At 43.8% G+C, this 18,497-nt stretch carries 24 protein-coding genes; 19 read left to right on the forward strand and 5 right to left on the reverse strand.

Going from position 1 to position 18,497, the window contains the following annotated elements:
- Positions 1-9: 9 nt before the first annotated feature.
- The 4 genes from ctaD to ctaG are packed head-to-tail and all read left to right on the forward strand — an operon-like array spanning position 10 to position 3,756.
- Positions 10-1,878: a cytochrome c oxidase subunit I gene (ctaD, locus tag M1M80_RS08265; RefSeq protein ID WP_003238747.1), complete on the forward strand. Its 1,869-nt coding sequence runs from the start codon at positions 10-12 to the stop codon at positions 1,876-1,878.
- Positions 1,878-2,501: a cytochrome c oxidase subunit III gene (gene ctaE, locus M1M80_RS08270; RefSeq protein WP_060398564.1), complete on the forward strand. Its 624-nt coding sequence runs from the start codon at positions 1,878-1,880 to the stop codon at positions 2,499-2,501. The genes ctaD and ctaE overlap by 1 nt, the downstream gene beginning before the upstream one ends.
- A gap of 2 nt (positions 2,502-2,503) precedes the next feature.
- A complete protein-coding gene (gene ctaF / locus M1M80_RS08275) occupies positions 2,504-2,836 on the forward strand; it encodes a cytochrome c oxidase subunit IVB (RefSeq protein ID WP_003238744.1) in 333 nt (110 codons plus the stop codon).
- Positions 2,837-2,862: 26 nt separating this feature from the next.
- Positions 2,863-3,756, forward strand: a complete 894-nt coding sequence (ctaG, locus tag M1M80_RS08280; protein WP_060398565.1) for a cytochrome c oxidase assembly factor CtaG — start codon at positions 2,863-2,865, stop codon at positions 3,754-3,756.
- A gap of 31 nt (positions 3,757-3,787) precedes the next feature.
- Here ctaG and M1M80_RS08285 read toward each other — a convergent pair whose 3' ends face one another.
- Positions 3,788-4,150 carry a YugN family protein gene (locus M1M80_RS08285; protein WP_003238740.1) on the reverse strand — a complete coding sequence of 121 codons (363 nt, stop codon included), beginning with the start codon at positions 4,148-4,150 and terminating at the stop codon, positions 3,788-3,790.
- A 139-nt stretch (positions 4,151-4,289) separates the two neighbouring features.
- Here M1M80_RS08285 and M1M80_RS08290 point away from each other — a divergent pair, with 139 nt between their 5' ends.
- From M1M80_RS08290 to coaD, 8 genes are all read left to right on the forward strand, one after another.
- Positions 4,290-4,736 carry a CBS domain-containing protein gene (locus tag M1M80_RS08290; RefSeq protein ID WP_003238738.1) on the forward strand — a complete coding sequence of 149 codons (447 nt, stop codon included), beginning with the start codon at positions 4,290-4,292 and terminating at the stop codon, positions 4,734-4,736.
- An 84-nt stretch (positions 4,737-4,820) separates the two neighbouring features.
- A complete protein-coding gene (locus M1M80_RS08295) occupies positions 4,821-5,861 on the forward strand; it encodes a CAP domain-containing protein (protein ID WP_060398566.1) in 1,041 nt (346 codons plus the stop codon).
- A gap of 234 nt (positions 5,862-6,095) precedes the next feature.
- A complete protein-coding gene (gene ylbD / locus M1M80_RS08300) occupies positions 6,096-6,494 on the forward strand; it encodes a YlbD family protein (protein WP_060398567.1) in 399 nt (132 codons plus the stop codon).
- 15 nt (positions 6,495-6,509) lie between these two features.
- Positions 6,510-6,749: a YlbE-like family protein gene (locus tag M1M80_RS08305; protein ID WP_003238732.1), complete on the forward strand. Its 240-nt coding sequence runs from the start codon at positions 6,510-6,512 to the stop codon at positions 6,747-6,749.
- Positions 6,750-6,853: 104 nt separating this feature from the next.
- Positions 6,854-7,303, forward strand: coding sequence for a regulatory iron-sulfur-containing complex subunit RicF (gene ricF / locus M1M80_RS08310; protein WP_060398568.1), 450 nt, complete (start codon positions 6,854-6,856; stop codon positions 7,301-7,303).
- A gap of 54 nt (positions 7,304-7,357) precedes the next feature.
- A complete protein-coding gene (locus tag M1M80_RS08315; protein WP_009967171.1) occupies positions 7,358-7,630 on the forward strand; it encodes a YlbG family protein in 273 nt (90 codons plus the stop codon).
- Between the two features lie 324 nt (positions 7,631-7,954).
- Positions 7,955-8,509: a 16S rRNA (guanine(966)-N(2))-methyltransferase RsmD gene (rsmD, locus tag M1M80_RS08320; protein ID WP_019258325.1), complete on the forward strand. Its 555-nt coding sequence runs from the start codon at positions 7,955-7,957 to the stop codon at positions 8,507-8,509.
- Positions 8,510-8,513: 4 nt separating this feature from the next.
- Positions 8,514-8,999, forward strand: a complete 486-nt coding sequence (coaD, locus tag M1M80_RS08325; RefSeq protein ID WP_003238727.1) for a pantetheine-phosphate adenylyltransferase — start codon at positions 8,514-8,516, stop codon at positions 8,997-8,999.
- Positions 9,000-9,009: 10 nt separating this feature from the next.
- Here the strand turns inward: coaD and spoVV are convergent, their stop codons facing one another.
- Positions 9,010-10,236 (reverse strand): dipicolinic acid transporter SpoVV, encoded by a 1,227-nt coding sequence (gene spoVV, locus M1M80_RS08330; protein WP_060398569.1) that lies wholly within the window; start codon positions 10,234-10,236, stop codon positions 9,010-9,012.
- A 180-nt stretch (positions 10,237-10,416) separates the two neighbouring features.
- Here spoVV and M1M80_RS08335 point away from each other — a divergent pair, with 180 nt between their 5' ends.
- Both M1M80_RS08335 and ddcP read left to right on the forward strand, forming a co-directional pair.
- Positions 10,417-11,199: a patatin family protein gene (locus M1M80_RS08335; RefSeq protein WP_003238724.1), complete on the forward strand. Its 783-nt coding sequence runs from the start codon at positions 10,417-10,419 to the stop codon at positions 11,197-11,199.
- A 1-nt stretch (position 11,200) separates the two neighbouring features.
- The gene (ddcP, locus tag M1M80_RS08340; protein WP_060398570.1) at positions 11,201-12,226 is read left to right on the forward strand and encodes a protease DdcP; all 1,026 of its coding nucleotides are present in this window, start codon (positions 11,201-11,203) and stop codon (positions 12,224-12,226) included.
- A 16-nt stretch (positions 12,227-12,242) separates the two neighbouring features.
- Here the strand turns inward: ddcP and M1M80_RS08345 are convergent, their stop codons facing one another.
- Together M1M80_RS08345 and M1M80_RS08350 are read right to left on the reverse strand one after the other, a co-directional pair.
- Positions 12,243-13,490, reverse strand: coding sequence for a nucleotidyltransferase (locus M1M80_RS08345; protein ID WP_060398571.1), 1,248 nt, complete (start codon positions 13,488-13,490; stop codon positions 12,243-12,245).
- Positions 13,487-13,672 carry a hypothetical protein gene (locus M1M80_RS08350; RefSeq protein ID WP_003238719.1) on the reverse strand — a complete coding sequence of 62 codons (186 nt, stop codon included), beginning with the start codon at positions 13,670-13,672 and terminating at the stop codon, positions 13,487-13,489. The genes M1M80_RS08345 and M1M80_RS08350 overlap by 4 nt, the downstream gene beginning before the upstream one ends.
- A 27-nt stretch (positions 13,673-13,699) precedes the next feature.
- Between M1M80_RS08350 and M1M80_RS08355 the strand changes: the two genes are divergently transcribed.
- The 3 genes from M1M80_RS08355 to gerR all read left to right on the forward strand — a co-directional run bounded on the left by M1M80_RS08355 (position 13,700) and on the right by gerR (position 15,147).
- Complete coding sequence (locus M1M80_RS08355; protein WP_003221388.1) at positions 13,700-14,218, forward strand: YceD family protein; 519 nt, start codon at positions 13,700-13,702, stop codon at positions 14,216-14,218.
- 21 nt (positions 14,219-14,239) lie between these two features.
- Positions 14,240-14,419 (forward strand): 50S ribosomal protein L32, encoded by a 180-nt coding sequence (gene rpmF / locus M1M80_RS08360; RefSeq protein WP_003154457.1) that lies wholly within the window; start codon positions 14,240-14,242, stop codon positions 14,417-14,419.
- Positions 14,420-14,565: 146 nt separating this feature from the next.
- Complete coding sequence (gene gerR / locus M1M80_RS08365; protein ID WP_003238716.1) at positions 14,566-15,147, forward strand: sporulation-specific transcriptional regulator GerR; 582 nt, start codon at positions 14,566-14,568, stop codon at positions 15,145-15,147.
- Between the two features lie 55 nt (positions 15,148-15,202).
- Here the strand turns inward: gerR and M1M80_RS08370 are convergent, their stop codons facing one another.
- Positions 15,203-15,685, reverse strand: a complete 483-nt coding sequence (locus tag M1M80_RS08370) for an N-acetyltransferase (RefSeq protein ID WP_003238714.1) — start codon at positions 15,683-15,685, stop codon at positions 15,203-15,205.
- 159 nt (positions 15,686-15,844) lie between these two features.
- Between M1M80_RS08370 and M1M80_RS08375 the strand changes: the two genes are divergently transcribed.
- Positions 15,845-16,741 carry a 2-dehydropantoate 2-reductase gene (locus M1M80_RS08375; RefSeq protein ID WP_060398572.1) on the forward strand — a complete coding sequence of 299 codons (897 nt, stop codon included), beginning with the start codon at positions 15,845-15,847 and terminating at the stop codon, positions 16,739-16,741.
- 70 nt (positions 16,742-16,811) lie between these two features.
- Positions 16,812-18,431: a bacillithiol biosynthesis cysteine-adding enzyme BshC gene (bshC, locus tag M1M80_RS08380; RefSeq protein WP_060398573.1), complete on the forward strand. Its 1,620-nt coding sequence runs from the start codon at positions 16,812-16,814 to the stop codon at positions 18,429-18,431.
- Positions 18,432-18,497: the final 66 nt, after the last annotated feature.

An 18,497-nucleotide genomic window follows, 5' to 3' on the forward strand; every position in this document is an offset into this window, starting at 1 on the left:
AGGTCACATATGTTGAATGCGCTTACAGAAAAACGGACGCGCGGATCTATACTTTGGGATTATTTGACGACGGTGGACCATAAAAAAATCGCAATTCTTTACTTAATCGCCGGGGGATTCTTCTTTCTTGTCGGGGGAATTGAAGCGATGTTTATCAGAATTCAGCTTGCAAAACCTGAAAATGCTTTTCTCAGTGCCCAAGCGTACAATGAAGTAATGACAATGCACGGGACGACAATGATCTTTCTGGCTGCGATGCCGCTCTTATTTGCCTTGATGAATGCGGTCGTGCCTTTGCAGATTGGGGCTCGCGACGTTTCGTTTCCATTTTTAAACTCGCTCGGTTTTTGGCTCTTCTTTTTCGGGGGCATTTTCTTAAATCTAAGCTGGTTTTTGGGCGGAGCACCAGACGCGGGCTGGACGTCATACGCCTCACTTTCGCTTCATTCTGAAGGGCACGGCATAGACTTTTTCGTCCTCGGACTGCAAATATCGGGGCTTGGGACGCTGATAGCCGGGATTAACTTTTTGGCCACGATTATCAACATGAGGGCTCCGGGCATGACATACATGAGGCTGCCTTTGTTTACATGGACGACATTTGTGGCTTCGGCATTGATTTTGTTTGCATTTCCGCCGCTTACGGTCGGATTGGCACTGATGATGCTGGATCGGCTGTTCGGCACCAATTTCTTTAATCCGGAGCTTGGCGGGAATACGGTCATTTGGGAGCATTTATTTTGGATCTTTGGCCATCCGGAGGTTTATATCTTAATTTTGCCTGCATTCGGTATTTTTTCAGAGGTCATCCCTGTGTTTGCCAGAAAGCGTTTGTTTGGGTACTCATCAATGGTTTTTGCCATCGTGCTCATTGGCTTTTTGGGCTTTATGGTTTGGGTGCATCACATGTTTACGACAGGTCTCGGCCCGATTGCAAATGCGATTTTTGCGGTTGCCACAATGGCTATCGCGATACCGACCGGGATTAAGATTTTTAACTGGCTTTTGACGATCTGGGGAGGAAATGTAAAGTATACGACAGCGATGCTGTATGCCGTCTCATTTATTCCGTCCTTCGTGCTCGGCGGTGTGACGGGAGTCATGCTGGCAGCAGCAGCAGCTGATTATCAGTTCCATGATACGTATTTTGTGGTAGCGCACTTCCACTATGTCATTATTGGCGGCGTGGTATTCGGCCTTTTAGCCGGTGTTCATTTCTGGTGGCCGAAAATGTTCGGTAAGATTCTGCATGAAACGATGGGGAAAATTTCATTTGTATTGTTTTTTATCGGCTTTCATCTCACGTTTTTCATTCAGCATTTTGTCGGTTTGATGGGGATGCCGCGCCGGGTTTATACGTTTTTGCCAGGCCAGGGTCTTGAAACCGGCAACTTGATCAGTACGATCGGAGCGTTCTTTATGGCGGCAGCTGTTATTCTTCTGCTGGTCAATGTCATTTGGACATCAGTAAAAGGTGAATATGTCGGAGCCGATCCTTGGCAGGACGGACGTACGCTTGAATGGACCGTTTCTTCACCGCCGCCGGAGTATAACTTTAAACAGCTTCCTTTTGTCAGAGGGCTTGATCCGTTTTGGATCGAGAAGCAGGCAGGACACAAATCAATGACACCGGCTGAACCGGTTGATGATATTCATATGCCGAACGGTTCAATCCTGCCGTTCATCATTTCCTTCGGCCTCTTTGTCGCAGCGTTCGGTCTGCTGTACAGAACCGATCACGCTTGGGGGCTGCCGGTGATCTTTATCGGACTCGGCATCACATTTATTACGATGCTGCTTCGCTCAGTAATTGATGATCACGGCTATCATATTCATAAAGAGGAACTGCCGAATGATGATAAAGGGGTGAAGGCATAATGCAAATTGAAGAAAAATTCACCGCAGAAACCTTTCCAGCTTCTCCCGAAAAAGTAACACTGGAAGGGAAAAATAAATTTTTAGGCTTTTGGCTTTTTCTTGGGGGAGAGACAGTTTTGTTCGCGTCTCTCTTCGCAACGTTTCTTGCACTCCGGAATTCAAACGCCGGTGATCCGCCTACGACGGAAATGTTCGATGTAACACTTGTTTTTATCGCCACAATGCTATTGTTAACGAGCAGTTTAACGAGTGTGTACGCGATGTACCACATGAAGAACTTTTCCTTCGGCAAAATGCAGCTTTGGCTGGGAATTACGATCTTATTGGGGGCTGGCTTTTTAGGACTGGAAATCTATGAGTTTAAGCATTATACCCATGAGTTTGGCTTTACCATCACAAGCTCTGCGCTCGGTTCCGCGTTTTACACGCTTGTCGGTACACACGGCGCCCACGTGGCATTTGGGCTTATGTGGATCAGCGCGCTGATGATCCGTAATGCAAAGAGGGGTCTGAACCTGTATACGGCGCCTAAGTTTTATGTTGCCAGTCTTTATTGGCACTTTATTGATGTCGTGTGGGTCTTCATCTTTACCGTTGTATATTTAATGGGGATGGTGGGATAAACATGGTCGGTAAAAAAAGCAGAGGGCATATCAACAGCGACCTTGAATTTAAGAAAAAGAAGCATGCTCAGGAGATGAAATATCAGGTTCTGTCTTTTGGCTTAATGATCGGTCTTACGATTGTTGCATTTCTGACTGTGGCAACGGACGGTGTCGGCAGCTGGTTTACGATTCCTTTCATTATTCTGCTTGCTGCAGTTCAAGTCATCTTCCAGCTGTATTATTTCATGCATATGAATCAAAAAGGGCATGAGGCGCCGGCACTGTTTTTGTATTCAGGGGTGTTTGTCGCGTTCATCACTGTGCTTGCGTTTGTCACAATTATATGGTGGTAATTTGAACAGCCGCCGGAGGTGAAGGAATGAATCAGTTAGAGGTATTTGGGTTTCGCGCGATGTGGAGCCCTTATCTTTTTTGTATCCTGTTGGGCATTACGGTGCTTTATCTCTTTTTTTACAGGCGAATGTCTTCAAAGCCTGAACGGATAACAGGTAAAGAGATGATGTGCTTTCTGTCGGCGATGCTGTTTTTATATGCAGCCGAGGGAAGCCCGGTTGATCTGCTCGGACATATTATGTTCAGCGCGCATATGGTGCAGATGGCTGTGCTGTACTTGGTCGTCCCGCCGTTATTGATCGCGGGAATTCCTGCATGGCTCTGGGAGAAAATCATTTTCAAGCCTGCCATTAAACCGGTTTTTTCATTTTTCTCGACGCCTTTAATTGCTTTGCTTTTATTTAACGGCATTTTTTCTTTATATCATGTTCCGTTTATATTTGATGCTGTCAAAACGGATCCGTTTTACCATACGTTAATGACTTGGCTTATCTTTGTGCTTGCGTTTTTGATGTGGTGGCCGCTTGTTCATAAGGTAGAGCGTCTTCGGCAGCTCAGCGGCTTGATGAAGCTGGGATATATTATGGCGGACGGTATACTGCTCACGCCTGCTTGCGCACTGATCATGTTCAGCGGTGCGCCGTTATACGCCACCTATACAGATCCGTCTGCGTGGGCTGAGGCAATGAAGCTTTGTGTGCCTGCAGATATGATGGGGCAGGTCCCATTAACAGGACCGGAGATATTCAATACACTGCCTTTGTTAGAGGATCAGCAGCTCGGAGCGGTTATGATGAAAATCATTCAGGAAATTGTGTACGGTACTTTTTTGGCGATTATTTTTTTCCAATGGGTGAAGAAAGAAAGGGAAAAGGACGGGCAAGAGGAGCCGCCGTATATTCAGCAAACGATATCATAAAAGGTACAGCAAAACATGCTGTACCTTTTCATTACATTTGAACTGTTTTTAACAAGTCGGAGATGTCCTGAATCAGTGCCTTGCTTTTTGTCACAACCTGTACGGGAAACTCTTCCGTTTCTCCATATTCTACTCCATGCGGGTAGTAATGCTTGCCTAAGAGAGGGGACATTAATTGAATCACGGCACGGCCGCTTCCAACATCGCCCTCTGCCGCAATGCCTTGTATCCGCAGATAAAACGTACCCTCAATCGTCGAAAACTTCCTGTCATAGGTGACTCTTTCGTAATCCCATTGACCCGCTCTGACGAGGCCTTTGCTTTCCATCAAGTCGTCCAGCCAGCTCAGCTCAGCCTTTACCCCTTCAAGTCCGCTTTCAGTAAACTTCAACACCGACCCCTCCTTATAAAAATTACCTTTCCTGACAATCATAGTATGAAAGCGTTAAACTTTCAATGAATCTTCTTCTTTTGAAAGTATGCAAAAATTAAATTTTGACGACAATAGCACTAGACTAAAGGAGGTTATACGGATGACAAAAATAAAAGATCTGATGACAGCCGACTTGCAATATTGCACGGTATTAGATAATGTATATGAAGCTGCGGTAAAGATGAAAGACGCGAATGTAGGTGCGATTCCGATAGTTGATGAGGATGGAGAAACACTGGTAGGCATCGTAACCGACCGTGATCTCGTGTTAAGAGGAATCGCCATAAAAAAACCAAACTCGCAAAAAATCACTGACGCGATGACCGAAAAACCTGTCAGTGTGGAGGAAGATGCTTCAGTCGATGAGGTTCTTCATTTGATGGCATCCCATCAGCTCAGAAGGATACCTGTTACAAAAAACAAAAAGCTGACTGGAATTGTCACGCTTGGTGATCTTTCTTTATCTGAACAAACCAATGAACGTGCCGGCAGTGCCTTATCGGATATTTCCGAGGGTGATAATAGAGAAGAAGGCTTTTTTCATTAACACATAAATCTTTGGCATGTTAAATAGGCTGTATTGTAATGAGATGTAAGGCAAGACATTGTGATTCGCCACGGGGGTGATAGATTGAAAAATATATTGAGAGCACTGATTATCCTCTTGATTATCTGCGGAACTTATGTTCTGTTTATTCAATATGGATCTGTTCCTGAAAAAAAATCAAATGACAGCGAGCCTCAAGTGTCTAATGAGGAAGCGCAAAGCGGCAAACGAATACATATGCCGACTTCAGGGTTATTGTCCTTTATGGGCAAGTCCGCCGATGATGTAACGAAAAAACTGGGGGAACCTGAACGCATTGACCCTTCAGCTTATGATTATGATTGGTGGGTATACAATCAAGGAAAAGACCAATATATCCAAATCGGGGTATTAAACAATAAAGTGGTCACATTATTTGCGGCTGGGAATGATATTAACGCAAAGCCTTTCAAAATTGGTGAATCGACCGGAGACGTATTCAAGACGACCCAGGTTGCACCATTTGTGAATGTAGAGTATAAAGGAAATTCCTATCGATTTGAGTTTTCTGAAGAGGACATCAATACAAGACCGACTGTAAAAGTAGGAAAGATGTATGTCCAGCTGTATATGGACAAATTTGAGGGGAAGCTATCCAGCATCAGGGCATTTGATGCGCAAACCTTTGTTAAGCAAAGACCTTATGAGGTTGTGTACCGCGGTGAATTGATTGAACCGAAAGCTGTTTCAGATGATAAGTGGAAAAAGATCCAAACGACGAGCGAAAAGCAAATACTTGATTTGACGAATGTCATACGCGTCAAACATGGGCTTGCGAAGCTTGAGTGGGATCAGCCGACGGCGGAAGTGGCTTTTGGACATAGCGAGGATATGAGGGACAATAACTATTTCTCCCATGTCTCTAAAAAATACGGCTCGCTGAAAGACCGCTTAGAAAAAGGGGATGTTGACTTTCAGCAAGCGGGAGAAAATATCGCATACAATTATGTGGACGGTCCGGCCGCTGTAGAAGGCTGGCTGAATAGTGAAGGCCATCGAAAGGCGCTTCTGAATTCAGATTATACGCATCTTGGTGTCGGAGTAGACCGAAAATATTACACCCAAAATTTTATTAAACGATGGTAATGAAAAGCCGCGGACGAATGGTTCCGCGGCTTTTCCTATTCCGCAAAAGCTGATGGCTCGAGTGCAAGTGCTGATGGTAACAGAGGAGGCAGATTCCCATTCCTTCTAAGGCTACGGCTTTTATGTGTATGGAGGCAAGGTTAAAAATTGATTCCTGAATGAATATAGGCGAACACAATGCCTCACAAAACGATACATTGTAGTAGGTATCGATTTTCGGAGGGGGTGAGGATTGTGGCGAATCAACATGGCGATCATTCAATCAATGACTTTAAACAATTCGTCAAAAAGCATCCCAAGCTGATAAAAGAAGTGCGTAAAGAACAAAGAAGCTGGCAGGACGTATATGAAAATTGGGTTCTCTTTGGGGAGAGCGACCCGATTTGGGATCCATATCGGGAACCGGAAGAAGCTGCGGAAGATGTGCCTGAAACACCGCAAAAAAATGATTTTGTCTCTAAGATGGTGACAGCGGTGAAAAAGATGGATGTCAATCAAATGAACGAACAAATCAATAAAATGAGCCAGTCGATCTCATCGTTGCAAAGTCTTCTTCATACATTTTCCGGAAATGGCCAGAAGCAATCTCAGCCAGGCTCTGGACAGCATCCTTTTTCTTTTCGAAAGGATTAAAAAAGGGGAGCTCATATGCGCAAAGAGGTTCAGGAATTTATTTTAGCAAACGAAGAACGGAAACGATTCATCAGAGAACAGCCGATATGGTACCGCAGGCTTTCGAGAAAACCGGATGATCTGTCCTCCTTTCAGCTTGAGATGATGAACTTTTATGAAAAAACCATACCGCACCGGGTGAACCAGTTTTCGAACGGGGTTCAAATGGCGCAAATGATGATGCAAATGTTTCAAGCGATGCGGACAAAAGATTAAAAGGCCCGAAAGAGGGTCTTTTTCGTGAGATTGTTTTCGGGCTGCGGTTAAGCATTTTCCAATTGGCTGGTTTCATGGTAAACTAACAACTGGAGGTGCATGTTATGTATGCGACGATGGAATCCGTGCGGCTTCAAAGTGAAGCTCAGCAGCTTGCCGAGATGATTCTGCAGTCGGAGACGGCTGAGAACTACCGCAATTGTTACAAGCGTCTCCAGGAAGATGAAGAGGCAGGGCGGATTATTCGTTCTTTTATCAAAATAAAAGAGCAGTATGAGGATGTACAGCGTTTTGGCAAATATCATCCTGACTATAGAGAAATATCCCGGAAAATGAGGGAGATCAAGCGGGAGCTGGACCTGAACGATAAGGTGGCTGACTTCAAGAGAGCTGAAAATGAGCTCCAGACTATTCTTGACGAGGTTAGCGTCGAGATTGGGACTGCTGTTTCAGAGCATGTTAAAGTTCCGACTGGGAACCCTTATTTTGATGGTTTGTCTTCATGCGGAGGCGGCTGCGGTTCAGGCGGAAGCTGCGGATGCAAAGTATCCTGACGAGACTGGCCGTCTCGTCTTTTACATAAAAGAGAAATCAGGCAGGTGATTGTATTGGAGAATAGGCGCCAGGGCATGGTTGTGTATTTGCATTCCCTTAAGCAAAGCAAAATGCTGAGGAAGTTCGGAAATGTGCACTATGTATCAAAACGCTTAAAATATGTCGTGCTGTATTGCGATATGGACCAAATTGAAAAAACAATGGACAAGATCGCATCGTACTCGTTTGTGAAAAAAGTAGAGCCTTCTTATAAACCGTTTTTAAAATTGGAATTCGAGTCAAAGCTTGATAAAGCAAAAGAATACGATTATAAAATCGGAATATAGCTGTATAAAAAAATCCCCGCAGGCTTCTGCGGGGTCCTTCTATTCCTTAACATGTTAAGGAGAAGGCAAAGGGAGAGGAGAAACCGGAGGAAGAACTTATGGGGAAACGTAAGTCTTCTCCGCGGTTGGCAACAACATCCTCTAGATGCTGTTGCTTATAGTATGGACAAGGATCATTCTGCCTATACACCTGTTTATCAAGATTAGCGTTCATTGTTTGAAAGAATGCTTTATGTTAAGATAGGGATGATTTTTTTCTATGTACATAGCGGCGTCCGGCCGAACAAAGAAACAAAATAGCTTTTAGAAAAAGTGGTGTGGAACATGAGAGTAATTTCTGGATCAAAAAAAGGCCGTTCATTAAAGGCTGTGCCGGGAACATCAACAAGACCGACAACCGACAAAGTGAAGGAATCCATTTTCAATATGATCGGCCCTTATTTTGACGGGGGCAGGGGACTTGACTTATTCGCGGGGAGCGGAGGCCTAGGAATCGAAGCGCTTTCACGCGGATTTGAGCATTGTATATTTGTTGACCGTGATTTTAAAGCAATTCAAACGGTAAAATCAAATTTGAAAACGCTGGAGCTTACAAAACATGCACAGGTATACCGCAATGATGCGGAACGGGCTTTGCATGCTGCTGCCAAAAGAGAAACAGGCTTTCGCGGAATTTTTCTTGATCCGCCGTATAAGGAACAAAAGCTGAAAGCACTCTTAACGATGATTGACGAATATCAAATGCTGGAAGAAGACGGCTTTATCGTTGCTGAGCATGACAGAGAGGTTGAGCTTCCCGAAACCGTAGGAGATCTTGTGATGACAAGGAAAGAAACCTACGGGCTTACAGGGGTGGCGATTTATAAAAAGAGGGGGTAGTGATGTGGCGAGTATAGCTGTCTGTCCCGGCAGTTTTGATCCGGTGACCTACGGGCATTTGGACATCATCAGACGCGGGGCGCATATTTTTGAACAAGTGTATGTATGTGTGCTGAATAATTCTTCAAAAAAGCCCTTGTTCAGTGTGGAAGAACGGTGTGAGCTTCTGAGAGAAGTGACAAAAGACATTCCAAACATAACAGTTGAAACGTCGCAAGGGCTGTTGATCGATTATGCAAAAAGAAAAAATGCGAAAGCGATTTTAAGAGGCTTGAGAGCGGTATCTGATTTTGAATACGAGATGCAGGGGACATCCGTAAACCGTGTGCTGGATGAATCCATTGAGACGTTTTTTATGATGACAAACAATCAATATTCGTTTTTAAGTTCAAGTATCGTAAAAGAAGTGGCAAGATACAATGGCTCGGTATCAGAGTTTGTGCCGCCGGAAGTAGAGCTGGCGCTTCAGCAAAAATTCAGACAAGGATGAGGGTTTTGACTCATCCTTTTTTTGTTCCGTTTGTCAGTCTGTAAGAAAAAATGATAATGTACGTAAACAGCGCGCATAATGTGACAGCAGGTCCAATCTGCACAAGCAGATTCCATCCGTTTATAAATGCAGTTGGCATTTCGCCGCTATTAAGAGGTTTGAATACATGCTGATATGGATCATGCCATGCTATGTAAAGAGGTTTCCATAAAAGCATGACGAACACGGCCGCATAAACGCCCTGCAGCAAACGTGCGATAAAGAATGGTTTAAATCTGATATCGGTTTCCGATAAAATACCTGCCACCTGAGCTTGAACGGAAAAGCCGCTAAACCCGAGAATAAAGCTGACGATAATGGCTTTTTGCAGAAGAGAAACATCTGTCTCGCTGACAAGCTTGCTTCCTAACGTGATTTCAAACATCCCTGATAAAAGGGGAATGTCCAATTGAGCCGGAAGCTGAAACAAGGTCAGCGCGCCTTTTGTGAAAACAGACAGAATATCAGTCAGCTGAATGACAGACAACAGCCGGTTAAAGACAGAAAATAAAATAATAAAGCCGCCTACCATAAGGAGCGTTTGAACTGAAGACGTCACAGCGTCGCCTAAAATTTTGCCCAGAGGCCGTTTTTCCGCAAGTCTGGCAGTGTGAAGAGCGTGTAAAGCATCTTTGATCGAAGGAAAAGGTATCGTTTTCCTCCTTCTGAGATGCTGCTCTTCCTTGCGTCCGTAGGAACGCATCGTTAAACCGACAGCCAGATTCCCCAAATAGTGTGCAGAAGCCAATAAAATGCCCAATGACGCGTTTTGAAAGAAACCGACGGCAACAGCGCCGAAAATAAAGAGCGGGTTTGAAGAATTGGTAAACGACGCAAGCCGTTCTGCTTCTACTCTTGAAATCTGTTTTTCCTGCCGCAGACGGGCAGTGAGTTTTGCTCCCGCTGGGTTTCCTGATGCCATTCCCATAGCAAGTACGAAGCCGCCGACACCCGGCACACGAAAGATCGGCCGCATAAAAGGCTCAAGCAAAACACCGACAAACCGTACAATGCCAAAACCGATTAAGAGTTCAGACAGAATAAAAAATGGCAGCAATGACGGAAACACAACTTCCCACCACATAGAAAGCCCGGTTTTAGAGGCTTCGAATGAAGCCTGCGGATGTGAGATGACAGTCGCTGTTAAAAAAAGAAAAAACGAAGCAATCAAAAGTGTATTAATCTTCGACAAGTTCATTCTTACCTCCCCGATGCTAAAAATGCCCAATGACATGTATATCATGATAAAATAATGTATGACACGAAACGGCCAAGCAGTACCTGTCCTCTTGATTCTTTGTACTAATATACGAGCATAGGGGTTCAGTTTAGACCATAGAATTCGGTATACAGGGAATTCAGGCAGGAGGTTAACGCGTTGGCCAAACCTAAAATCGGGTTAGCGTTAGGATCGGGAGGGGCCAGAGGGCTCGCTCATCTCGGTGTGCTTTCCAGTTTACATAAGCACCAAATTGAAGTGGATATGATTGCGGGGAGCAGCATGGGCGCTTTGGTGGGCAGTTTCTATGCCGCCGGCCATGACGTGGCAACGATGAAAAAAGTCGCCAAAGCCTTTAAACGGCGGTTTTATGCTGATTATACAGTGCCCAGACTCGGTTTTTTAAAAGGTGACCGCGTCAGGCAGCTTGTGCATGCTTATACATTCGGAAAACCGATCGAAGAGCTTCAAATCCCGCTGGGCATTGTTGCATGTGATTTACAGACGGGAGAAAAGATTGTATTCCGCAAAGGATCAGTGTCAGATGCGGTGCGGGCCAGCATAAGCATACCGGGTATCTTTATTCCGCAGAAGCTGGACGGACGGCTTCTTGTAGATGGCGCGGTCGTAGACCGAATTCCGGTTTCTGTTGTAAAAGACATGGGCGCTGATATCATCATCGCCTCTGATGTCTCCAGGGTTCGAAAAACCGAAACGGCGTCGCATATTTTTGATGTAATTATGCAAAGTATGGATATACTGCAAAATGAATTGGTGCGACATCAAACGATCGCCGCGGATATCATGATTCGCCCTTCTCTTGAAACATACAGCTCCAGCTCGTTTGCCAATATTGAAGCAATGATATCGGCAGGCGAGGAGGCGACAAACCGAATGATCAGCCAGATAAAAAAAGAAATAGAGAATTGGGAGGGCTTATAATTTGCTACGTAAAAAACATTTTAGCTGGATGCTTGTCATCCTCATTTTGATTGCCGTTTTATCATTTATAAAACTTCCATTTTATATTACAAAACCGGGAGAAGCGACAGAGCTTGCTTCACTGATAAAAGTGGAGGGAGGCTACCCGGAAAAAGGGAGTCTGTCCTTAATGACTGTCAAAGTGGGACCGGCTAATCCATTTACATATGTGTGGGCAAAGATGCACCCTTATTATGAGATTGTTCCTGATGAAAGCATCAAGGAAGAAGGCGAATCAGATAAGGAGTATATGAAAAGGCAGATCCAAATGATGGAAAGTTCGCAAGAAAACGCCGTCATAGCCGCCTATCAAAAGGCAGGAAAAAAAGTCAGCTATTCCTTTAACGGCATATACGCAAGCTCAGTTGTAGAAAACATGCCTGCAAAAGGGAAAATAGAAGTCGGTGATAAAATCATCAGCGCAGACGGCAAAAACTATCAGTCTGCTGAAAAGCTGATTGATTATATCAGCAGCAAAAAAGCGGGAGATAAAGTCACGTTAAAAATCGAAAGAGAAGAAAAAGAAAAGAGTGTCACCCTTTCGTTAAAACAATTTCCTGATGAGCCGGAACGGGCAGGAATCGGAGTATCGCTCTATACGGACAGAAACGTGGAAGTGGAGCCTGATATTGATTTTGAAATCGAAAATATCGGCGGACCGTCAGCAGGGTTAATGATGTCTCTTGAAATCTATAATCAGCTGACAAAAACAGACGAAACAAAAGGCTACGATATTGCGGGAACCGGTACAATTGATGTTGACGGAAAAGTAGGCCCGATTGGCGGCATTGATCAAAAAGTCGTCGCCGCAGACAAAGCCGGAAAAGACATTTTCTTCGCGCCAAATCAAAACGGTGCCAGCAATTCTGATTATAAAAACGCAGTAAAAACAGCAAAAGATATCGATTCAGACATGAAGATTGTGCCTGTTGATACGATGCAGGATGCGATTGATTATTTGAATAAGCTGAAAGCAAAAAGCACCTGATACTCAGGTGCTTTTTCTATAAGTTTAAAAAACGTTGTTCATCTTCGTCATATTGAATCGGTGCATGTCCGTATTCTTGCAGGTCAAACTCAGTTCTCAGTGGCTCTTCTATCGGCAGGCTGTAGATTCTGCTCGCTTTAATGTCCAGATCTAGAGCGGGATGGGAGAAAGAAGACAGTTTGCTGACAAGCGGAACGGACAGCGCTTTTTTCTTTTCCGATAAATAAGCCTGTCCTTTTTTCGTCATGCCGAGAAGCCTGATATAAGGCACTTCTTTGTCGTCAAGCAGCTTGTGTATATCCTGTTTTTTCGTTCTGGTTAAAATGTGCGTGTTCATCCGCTGAAGCCTTGTCCACGTATAACGTTTTGTTTTCAGCAGCTCCATAAATTCCTGATAGGAGCTGGCTTTTCTGATTGAACGAAGAATTCTGTGCTCTAAGCCCTCCTCCACCTCGTATATTTGCTGTAATTCCTGTGCTGTTACAGTTGAAAGGCTGTATTTTAAGTAAGAAAAATAGCTTTCAGGTGTATGCCACAGTCCGAAAGATTTGCGGTAATCTGCCAATTCACATGCAGATGCAGCAGGAAGAAACCGAAGGCAGGTTTCAAGATTCTGTTCAATCATCGCTTTTCTGATGCTTGTGGCGCTTGCGATATGGTGTTCGCCTTCAGGAAGGTCGGCATCATGATAGTCCGAGGAAATTCGAGCTGTGGTATAAGGTTTCATCGGATATCTCCCGGAAAGAATGGAAGTCACATAATGGTATCCCAGAATGTTGTTTGGTTTTGACAAATCAAGTGCATTTTCGGTATGTAAAATGGAGCTGAAGGCGATAGCTGCCGCTGCTGGGTAACTGGCACCCTTTTTAACTTCTTCTTTAATACGCTGATCAAATGTATGTTTATGATCATTAATAAGCTTTGCAGTTTTTAAAAACGGCTCAATATCACCATTTTCGCTCCCGAAAAACAGCGCCTCGCATCCGAGTTTGTTCAGGCTGGATACACTGCCGCGTGCAAAAATCTCCGCTTTTTGCACCGCATACAGATAAGGCAGCTCAATCACAAGATCGACGCCGCTTTGCAGCGCCATTTTTGTTCGTGCCCATTTTGACACAACAGCTGGTTCTCCTCGCTGTAAAAAATGCCCGCTCATTACCGCGATAGCCGCGTCGCATCCGGTTTGCCGCTTTGCTGTTTGGGCATGATAAAGGTGACCGTTATGAAAGGGATTATATTCAACCACCAATCCGACAGCTTTCATATTTTTTCCGCCTTTCTTGCTATGTTTAAAAACGTATGGTACATTTGCAAATGGAAACTCTTATGTCTTATTTTTGTTTTAAGTGTATGCATAGCACATTCCGCTGTCAACGATACTTGAATGGCAGCATTATGCTGTAAAGAAAAAATATTGACAAAAACAATCTTAAAAGCTATAATCATGTTTGTTGCTTTCCTGAGGTGATACAAATGAAATGGACGATTTATCAGCTGCATCAAATGCCAAAACAAAGTTTTGAGTTTGATGAAACAGTTGAGTTAAATGAGCTGACAAAACTGAATTCTGACATTCGCCGCATTTCTCCCGTCCGGGTGAAGGGCAGAGCGGATATCAAATCCAAACAGGTTTCGTTTGATTTTACAATTTCAGGCGAAATGATTTTGCCATGCTCAAGAACACTCGTTGATGTTCCGTATCCATTTGAAATTTCAACAAAAGAACTGTTTATATTTCATCAGACGGATGATATAGAAGATGATGACGTTCACATTGTTGAGGACGATACTATCGACTTAACTCCGATCGTGAAAGAAGAAATTCTTTTAGAAATCCCTATGCAAATCTTTTGTGAATCTGAACAAGAAAAAGGGGCTGCTCCTCAAGAAGGAAAGGACTGGCAAGTCATTTCGGAGGAAGACAAGAAGAATCAAGTTGATCCGAGACTTGCAGCCCTCGAAAAGCTCTTAAAACAAGATGATGAATCTTAACTCTTTAAGGAGGTGGGAATAATGGCTGTACCTTTTAGAAGAACTTCTAAAATGAAGAAAAGATTGCGCCGTACACATTTCAAACTTAATGTACCTGGTATGACAGAATGTCCGTCATGCGGAGAGATGAAATTGTCTCACCGTGTATGCAAAGCATGCGGATCATACAACGGCAAAGACATAAATGTAAAAAGTAACTAAGTAAGAAAAGCGCAGGGTGAAAACCCTGCGCTTTTTCTTTTTCTCTTCCTGTCAGCTTGCGGAAAAATTGTGAGTGCAAATAGTCTATCTAATCTATTACCGGCATATGTATGAGATAAATAAGCTGACATGGAGGGAGATTAAATTTGACCATTACCAGACAAGATGCTTGGACTCAGGATGAGGATTTGCTGCTGGCGGAAGTGGTGCTTCGTCATATTCGAGAGGGAGGAACACAGCTTTCCGCCTTTGAGGAGGTTGGAAGGGCGCTGACCAGAACTGCGGCAGCCTGTGGCTTCAGGTGGAACTCGTATGTGAGAAAACAATACCAGTCAGGCATAGAGCTTGCGAAAAAGCAGAGGAAAGAATTGAGAAAGCAAATCGGCGTTCATTCAGTCAATATGCCGAATTCCGTGAAGCAGACTGCCGCGGCAGCGCCAGAAGGAAAACGAGATTTGTCCATTCAGGATGTGATTCAATTTCTTGAACAATTCAAAGAAACGCCGTCTTCGCAAGAATTTCAGCTTGAAAGGGAAAAATTGAAGGAGCAAATCCAATCGCTGCAAAAAGAGCTTGAGGATTTACGGAGTGAAAATCAAACACTGAGGAACCAGCTAGAGATGACAGAAGAGGATTACAAGGCGCTGATCGATATCATGGATCGGGCCAGAAAAATGGTTGTTTCAAAGGAAGACGGAAGAATGAAAAAAGCAGCTCAAGAAACGTAATGAACGTCTGAAATGAACCGGCCCTATATTTAGAAGAGGCCGGTTGTTTTTATTTCTATGCAGACTCTCCCGGTGTCATTTCGTGATCCATGTCAGGATGCCAGATGAGCGGGTTTTCCCCTTTGTCCCGCGCCATATCATACTTAACAGTTTCAAAGTTCATTTTATTCCAAAATTCCGCTGATTTCATTCGTGGATTTGTCCGGATCGGCATTTTGAATGATTTAGCGAATTCAACCAATGCTGTCCCGTAACCTCTGTTCTGGTAGCCCGGAAGAACCTCAAGCTTCCACAGCTCCAAATAATCCTGGCGGTTGTCGAAATAAGGATTCGATTTGCCGTTAACTTGATATAGACTCATTCGCGCTACAAGTTTATCCCCAAAATAAATCCCGTAAAAAGGCGAAGTGCTGTCATTTTCAATAATATTATCCTGAAGATCTTCAAGCATTGAAAGCTCCTGGATACCGTATTCTTTGAATTTCTTGAATTCATCAAGCGTTTTATAGTTGATAAGCAGACGTTCTACCTTTACCAAACAAATCTCCCCCTTTGTTGTTTCTACATATATTGTAAACGCTTTATTTAAAAAATCCAAATATTTAAACTTTAATTTTAAGCACACGGGATCTTTGAGAAGTAATTTCTTTGCACTTCTGCTATGATAATACGTAAATGCTAAATTGGGTGTGACATCATGAAAATTGGAATTATCGGCGGGGGCTCCGTCGGCCTTTTATGCGCCTATTATTTGTCACTTCATCACGAGGTGACTGTTGTGACGAGGCGGGAAGAACAGGCTGCGGCCATTCAGTCTGAAGGGATCCGGCTTTATAAAGGCGGAGAAGAATTCAGAGCTGATTGCAGTGCGGACATGAGAATCAATTCGCATTTTGATCTTCTTGTCGTGACAGTGAAGCAGCATCAGCTTCAGTCTGTTTTTCCATCGCTTGAACGGATCGGGAAAACGAATATTTTATTTTTGCAAAACGGTATGGGGCATATCCATGATCTCAAAGACTGGCGCGCTGGCCATTCCATTTATGTTGGAATTGCTGAGCACGGAGCTGTAAGGAAATCAGATACTGCTGTTGAACATACAGGCTTAGGTGCGATAAAATGGAGCGCGTTCGACGATGCTGAACCAGATCGGCTGAATGTCTTGCTTTCGCATAACCATTCGGATTTTCCGATTCGTTATGAGACGGATTGGTACCGCCTGCTGACGGGCAAGCTGATTGTAAATGCTTGTATCAATCCGTTAACCGCGTTATTGCAGGTGAAGAACGGAGAACTGCTGACAACGCCGGCTTATCTGGCTTTTATGAAGCTGGTTTTTAAGGAGGCGTGCCGTATTTTAAGGCTTGAAAACGAAGAAGAGGCTTGGGAACGGGTTCGGTCCGTTTGCGGGCAAACGAAAGAAAATCGTTCTTCTATGCTGGTTGACGTCATCGAAGGCCGGCAGACAGAAGCTGACGCCATTATCGGATATTTATTGAAGGAAGCAAGACTTCAGGGCCTTGATGCCGTCCACCTGGAGTTTTTATACGGCAGCATTAAAGCTTTGGAGCGAAATACAAACAAAGTCTTTTGAGCTTTTTCGGTAACATGCTATACTCATTTCGGATAACTAACTATTTATTGGAGAAAGGAAGTTCTAGAAGATGCAGCTAACTGAACTTTCCATCAAAAATCAGAATGTGTTTGTACAGCACTATATAGATGGCAAAGAAGAAATGTCTTCTTTTTTTGATTACAGCATTCATCATAAGGACATGTGGCGCGAAAGACTGAAAGATTTATCCTCCCGGTTTTTCGCAAGAGAGGAATTGGCGGCGTACTTATCCTCTTACCATCATAAATTCGGATCAAGTGCCATGCAGTCTGCCATTGAGAAGCTGAAGGACCCGTCAAGTGCCGCTGTTGTCGGCGGACAGCAGGCCGGACTTTTAACAGGACCGCTTTACACTATACATAAAATCATTTCAATCATTGTGTTAGCAAAGGAACAAGAAAAGCAACTGCAAGTGCCTGTCATACCGATCTTTTGGGTGGCCGGAGAAGACCACGATTTGGATGAGATTAATTTTGTCCATACGTCAGAAGAGAATGGGCCTGTGAAAAAAAAGCTGCCTCAGTCTTACTGGAAGAAGTCTTCGGCAGCAAGCACATCGCTTGATCAGGAAAAATGTGCCGCCTGGATAGATGATGTATTTGCCGCGTTTGAAGAAACAGACCATACGAATGCACTTCTCGACAATGTAAAACGATGTTTAAGGGAATCTGTTACGTTTACTGACTTCTTTGAACTGCTGATTGCGGATCTGTTCCAAGAGGAGGGCCTAGTATTATTAAATTCTGGAGATCCGGGGATTAAAAAGCTGGAAACGGCCATGTTCCAAAAGATTCTTCGGGAAAATGATGAACTCGCCCGCGCTGTTTCAGATCAGCAGGCCTTCATGCGTGAAGCAGGCTACAAACCGATTATCGAGTCCGGAAAAGAGCAGGCGAATCTGTTTTATGAATATGAAGAAGAACGTTTTTTAATTGAAAAAGATAACGGCCGTTTTGTTATCAATGAGCTTGATCTCGGATGGACGATGGATGAACTTTATACCCATATGGAAGAACATCCTGAGCGCTTCAGCAACAATGTTGTGACGAGACCGTTAATGCAGGAATACCTCATTCCGACTTTAGCATTTATTGCAGGCCCTGGAGAAATCAACTATTGGGGTGAGCTCAAACAGGCCTTTGCGGTGATGGGCTTTAAAATGCCTCCTGTTATGCCGAGGCTGAACATTACAATACTTGAACGGCATATTGAGAAAAAACTGCTTGAACGGAATATCTCGTTACAAGACGCGATTGAACGCGGAACGGAGAATCAAAGAGAGACATACTTTGAGCGCCAGATTCCGGAAGAGTTTACCGCAGTGATGGATCAGGCGAAGAGCCAAATTGAAGCGATTCACAAAACGGTCCGGCAGGAGGCGTTAAAGGTTGATCAAAGCATGGAACCTTTACTCATGAAAAATGCCGCTTTTATCCAGGGTCAGCTTCAGTTTTTAGAGCGTACGGTGACGAAACGAATTGAAGAGAAAGAAGGCTACGTGCTGAAGGATTATGAGAGAATCCAAAATAGCATTAAGCCGATGCTTGCGCCGCAAGAACGAATTTGGAATATTATGTATTATTTGAACAGGTACGGTCCAAAATTCTTCACATCATTCAAGAATCTGCCATTTTCTTTTCAAAATCAACATCAAGTTGTCAAACTTTGAAATAAAGTTTTAAAGAACCCTGAATAGTTCAGGGTTTTTTTTTATGGGTAAACAGTGTAAAATGAA

The sequence above is a fragment of the Bacillus inaquosorum genome (assembly GCF_023238325.1).
In the GTDB taxonomy this organism is placed as follows: Bacteria; Bacillota; Bacilli; order Bacillales; family Bacillaceae; genus Bacillus; species Bacillus inaquosorum.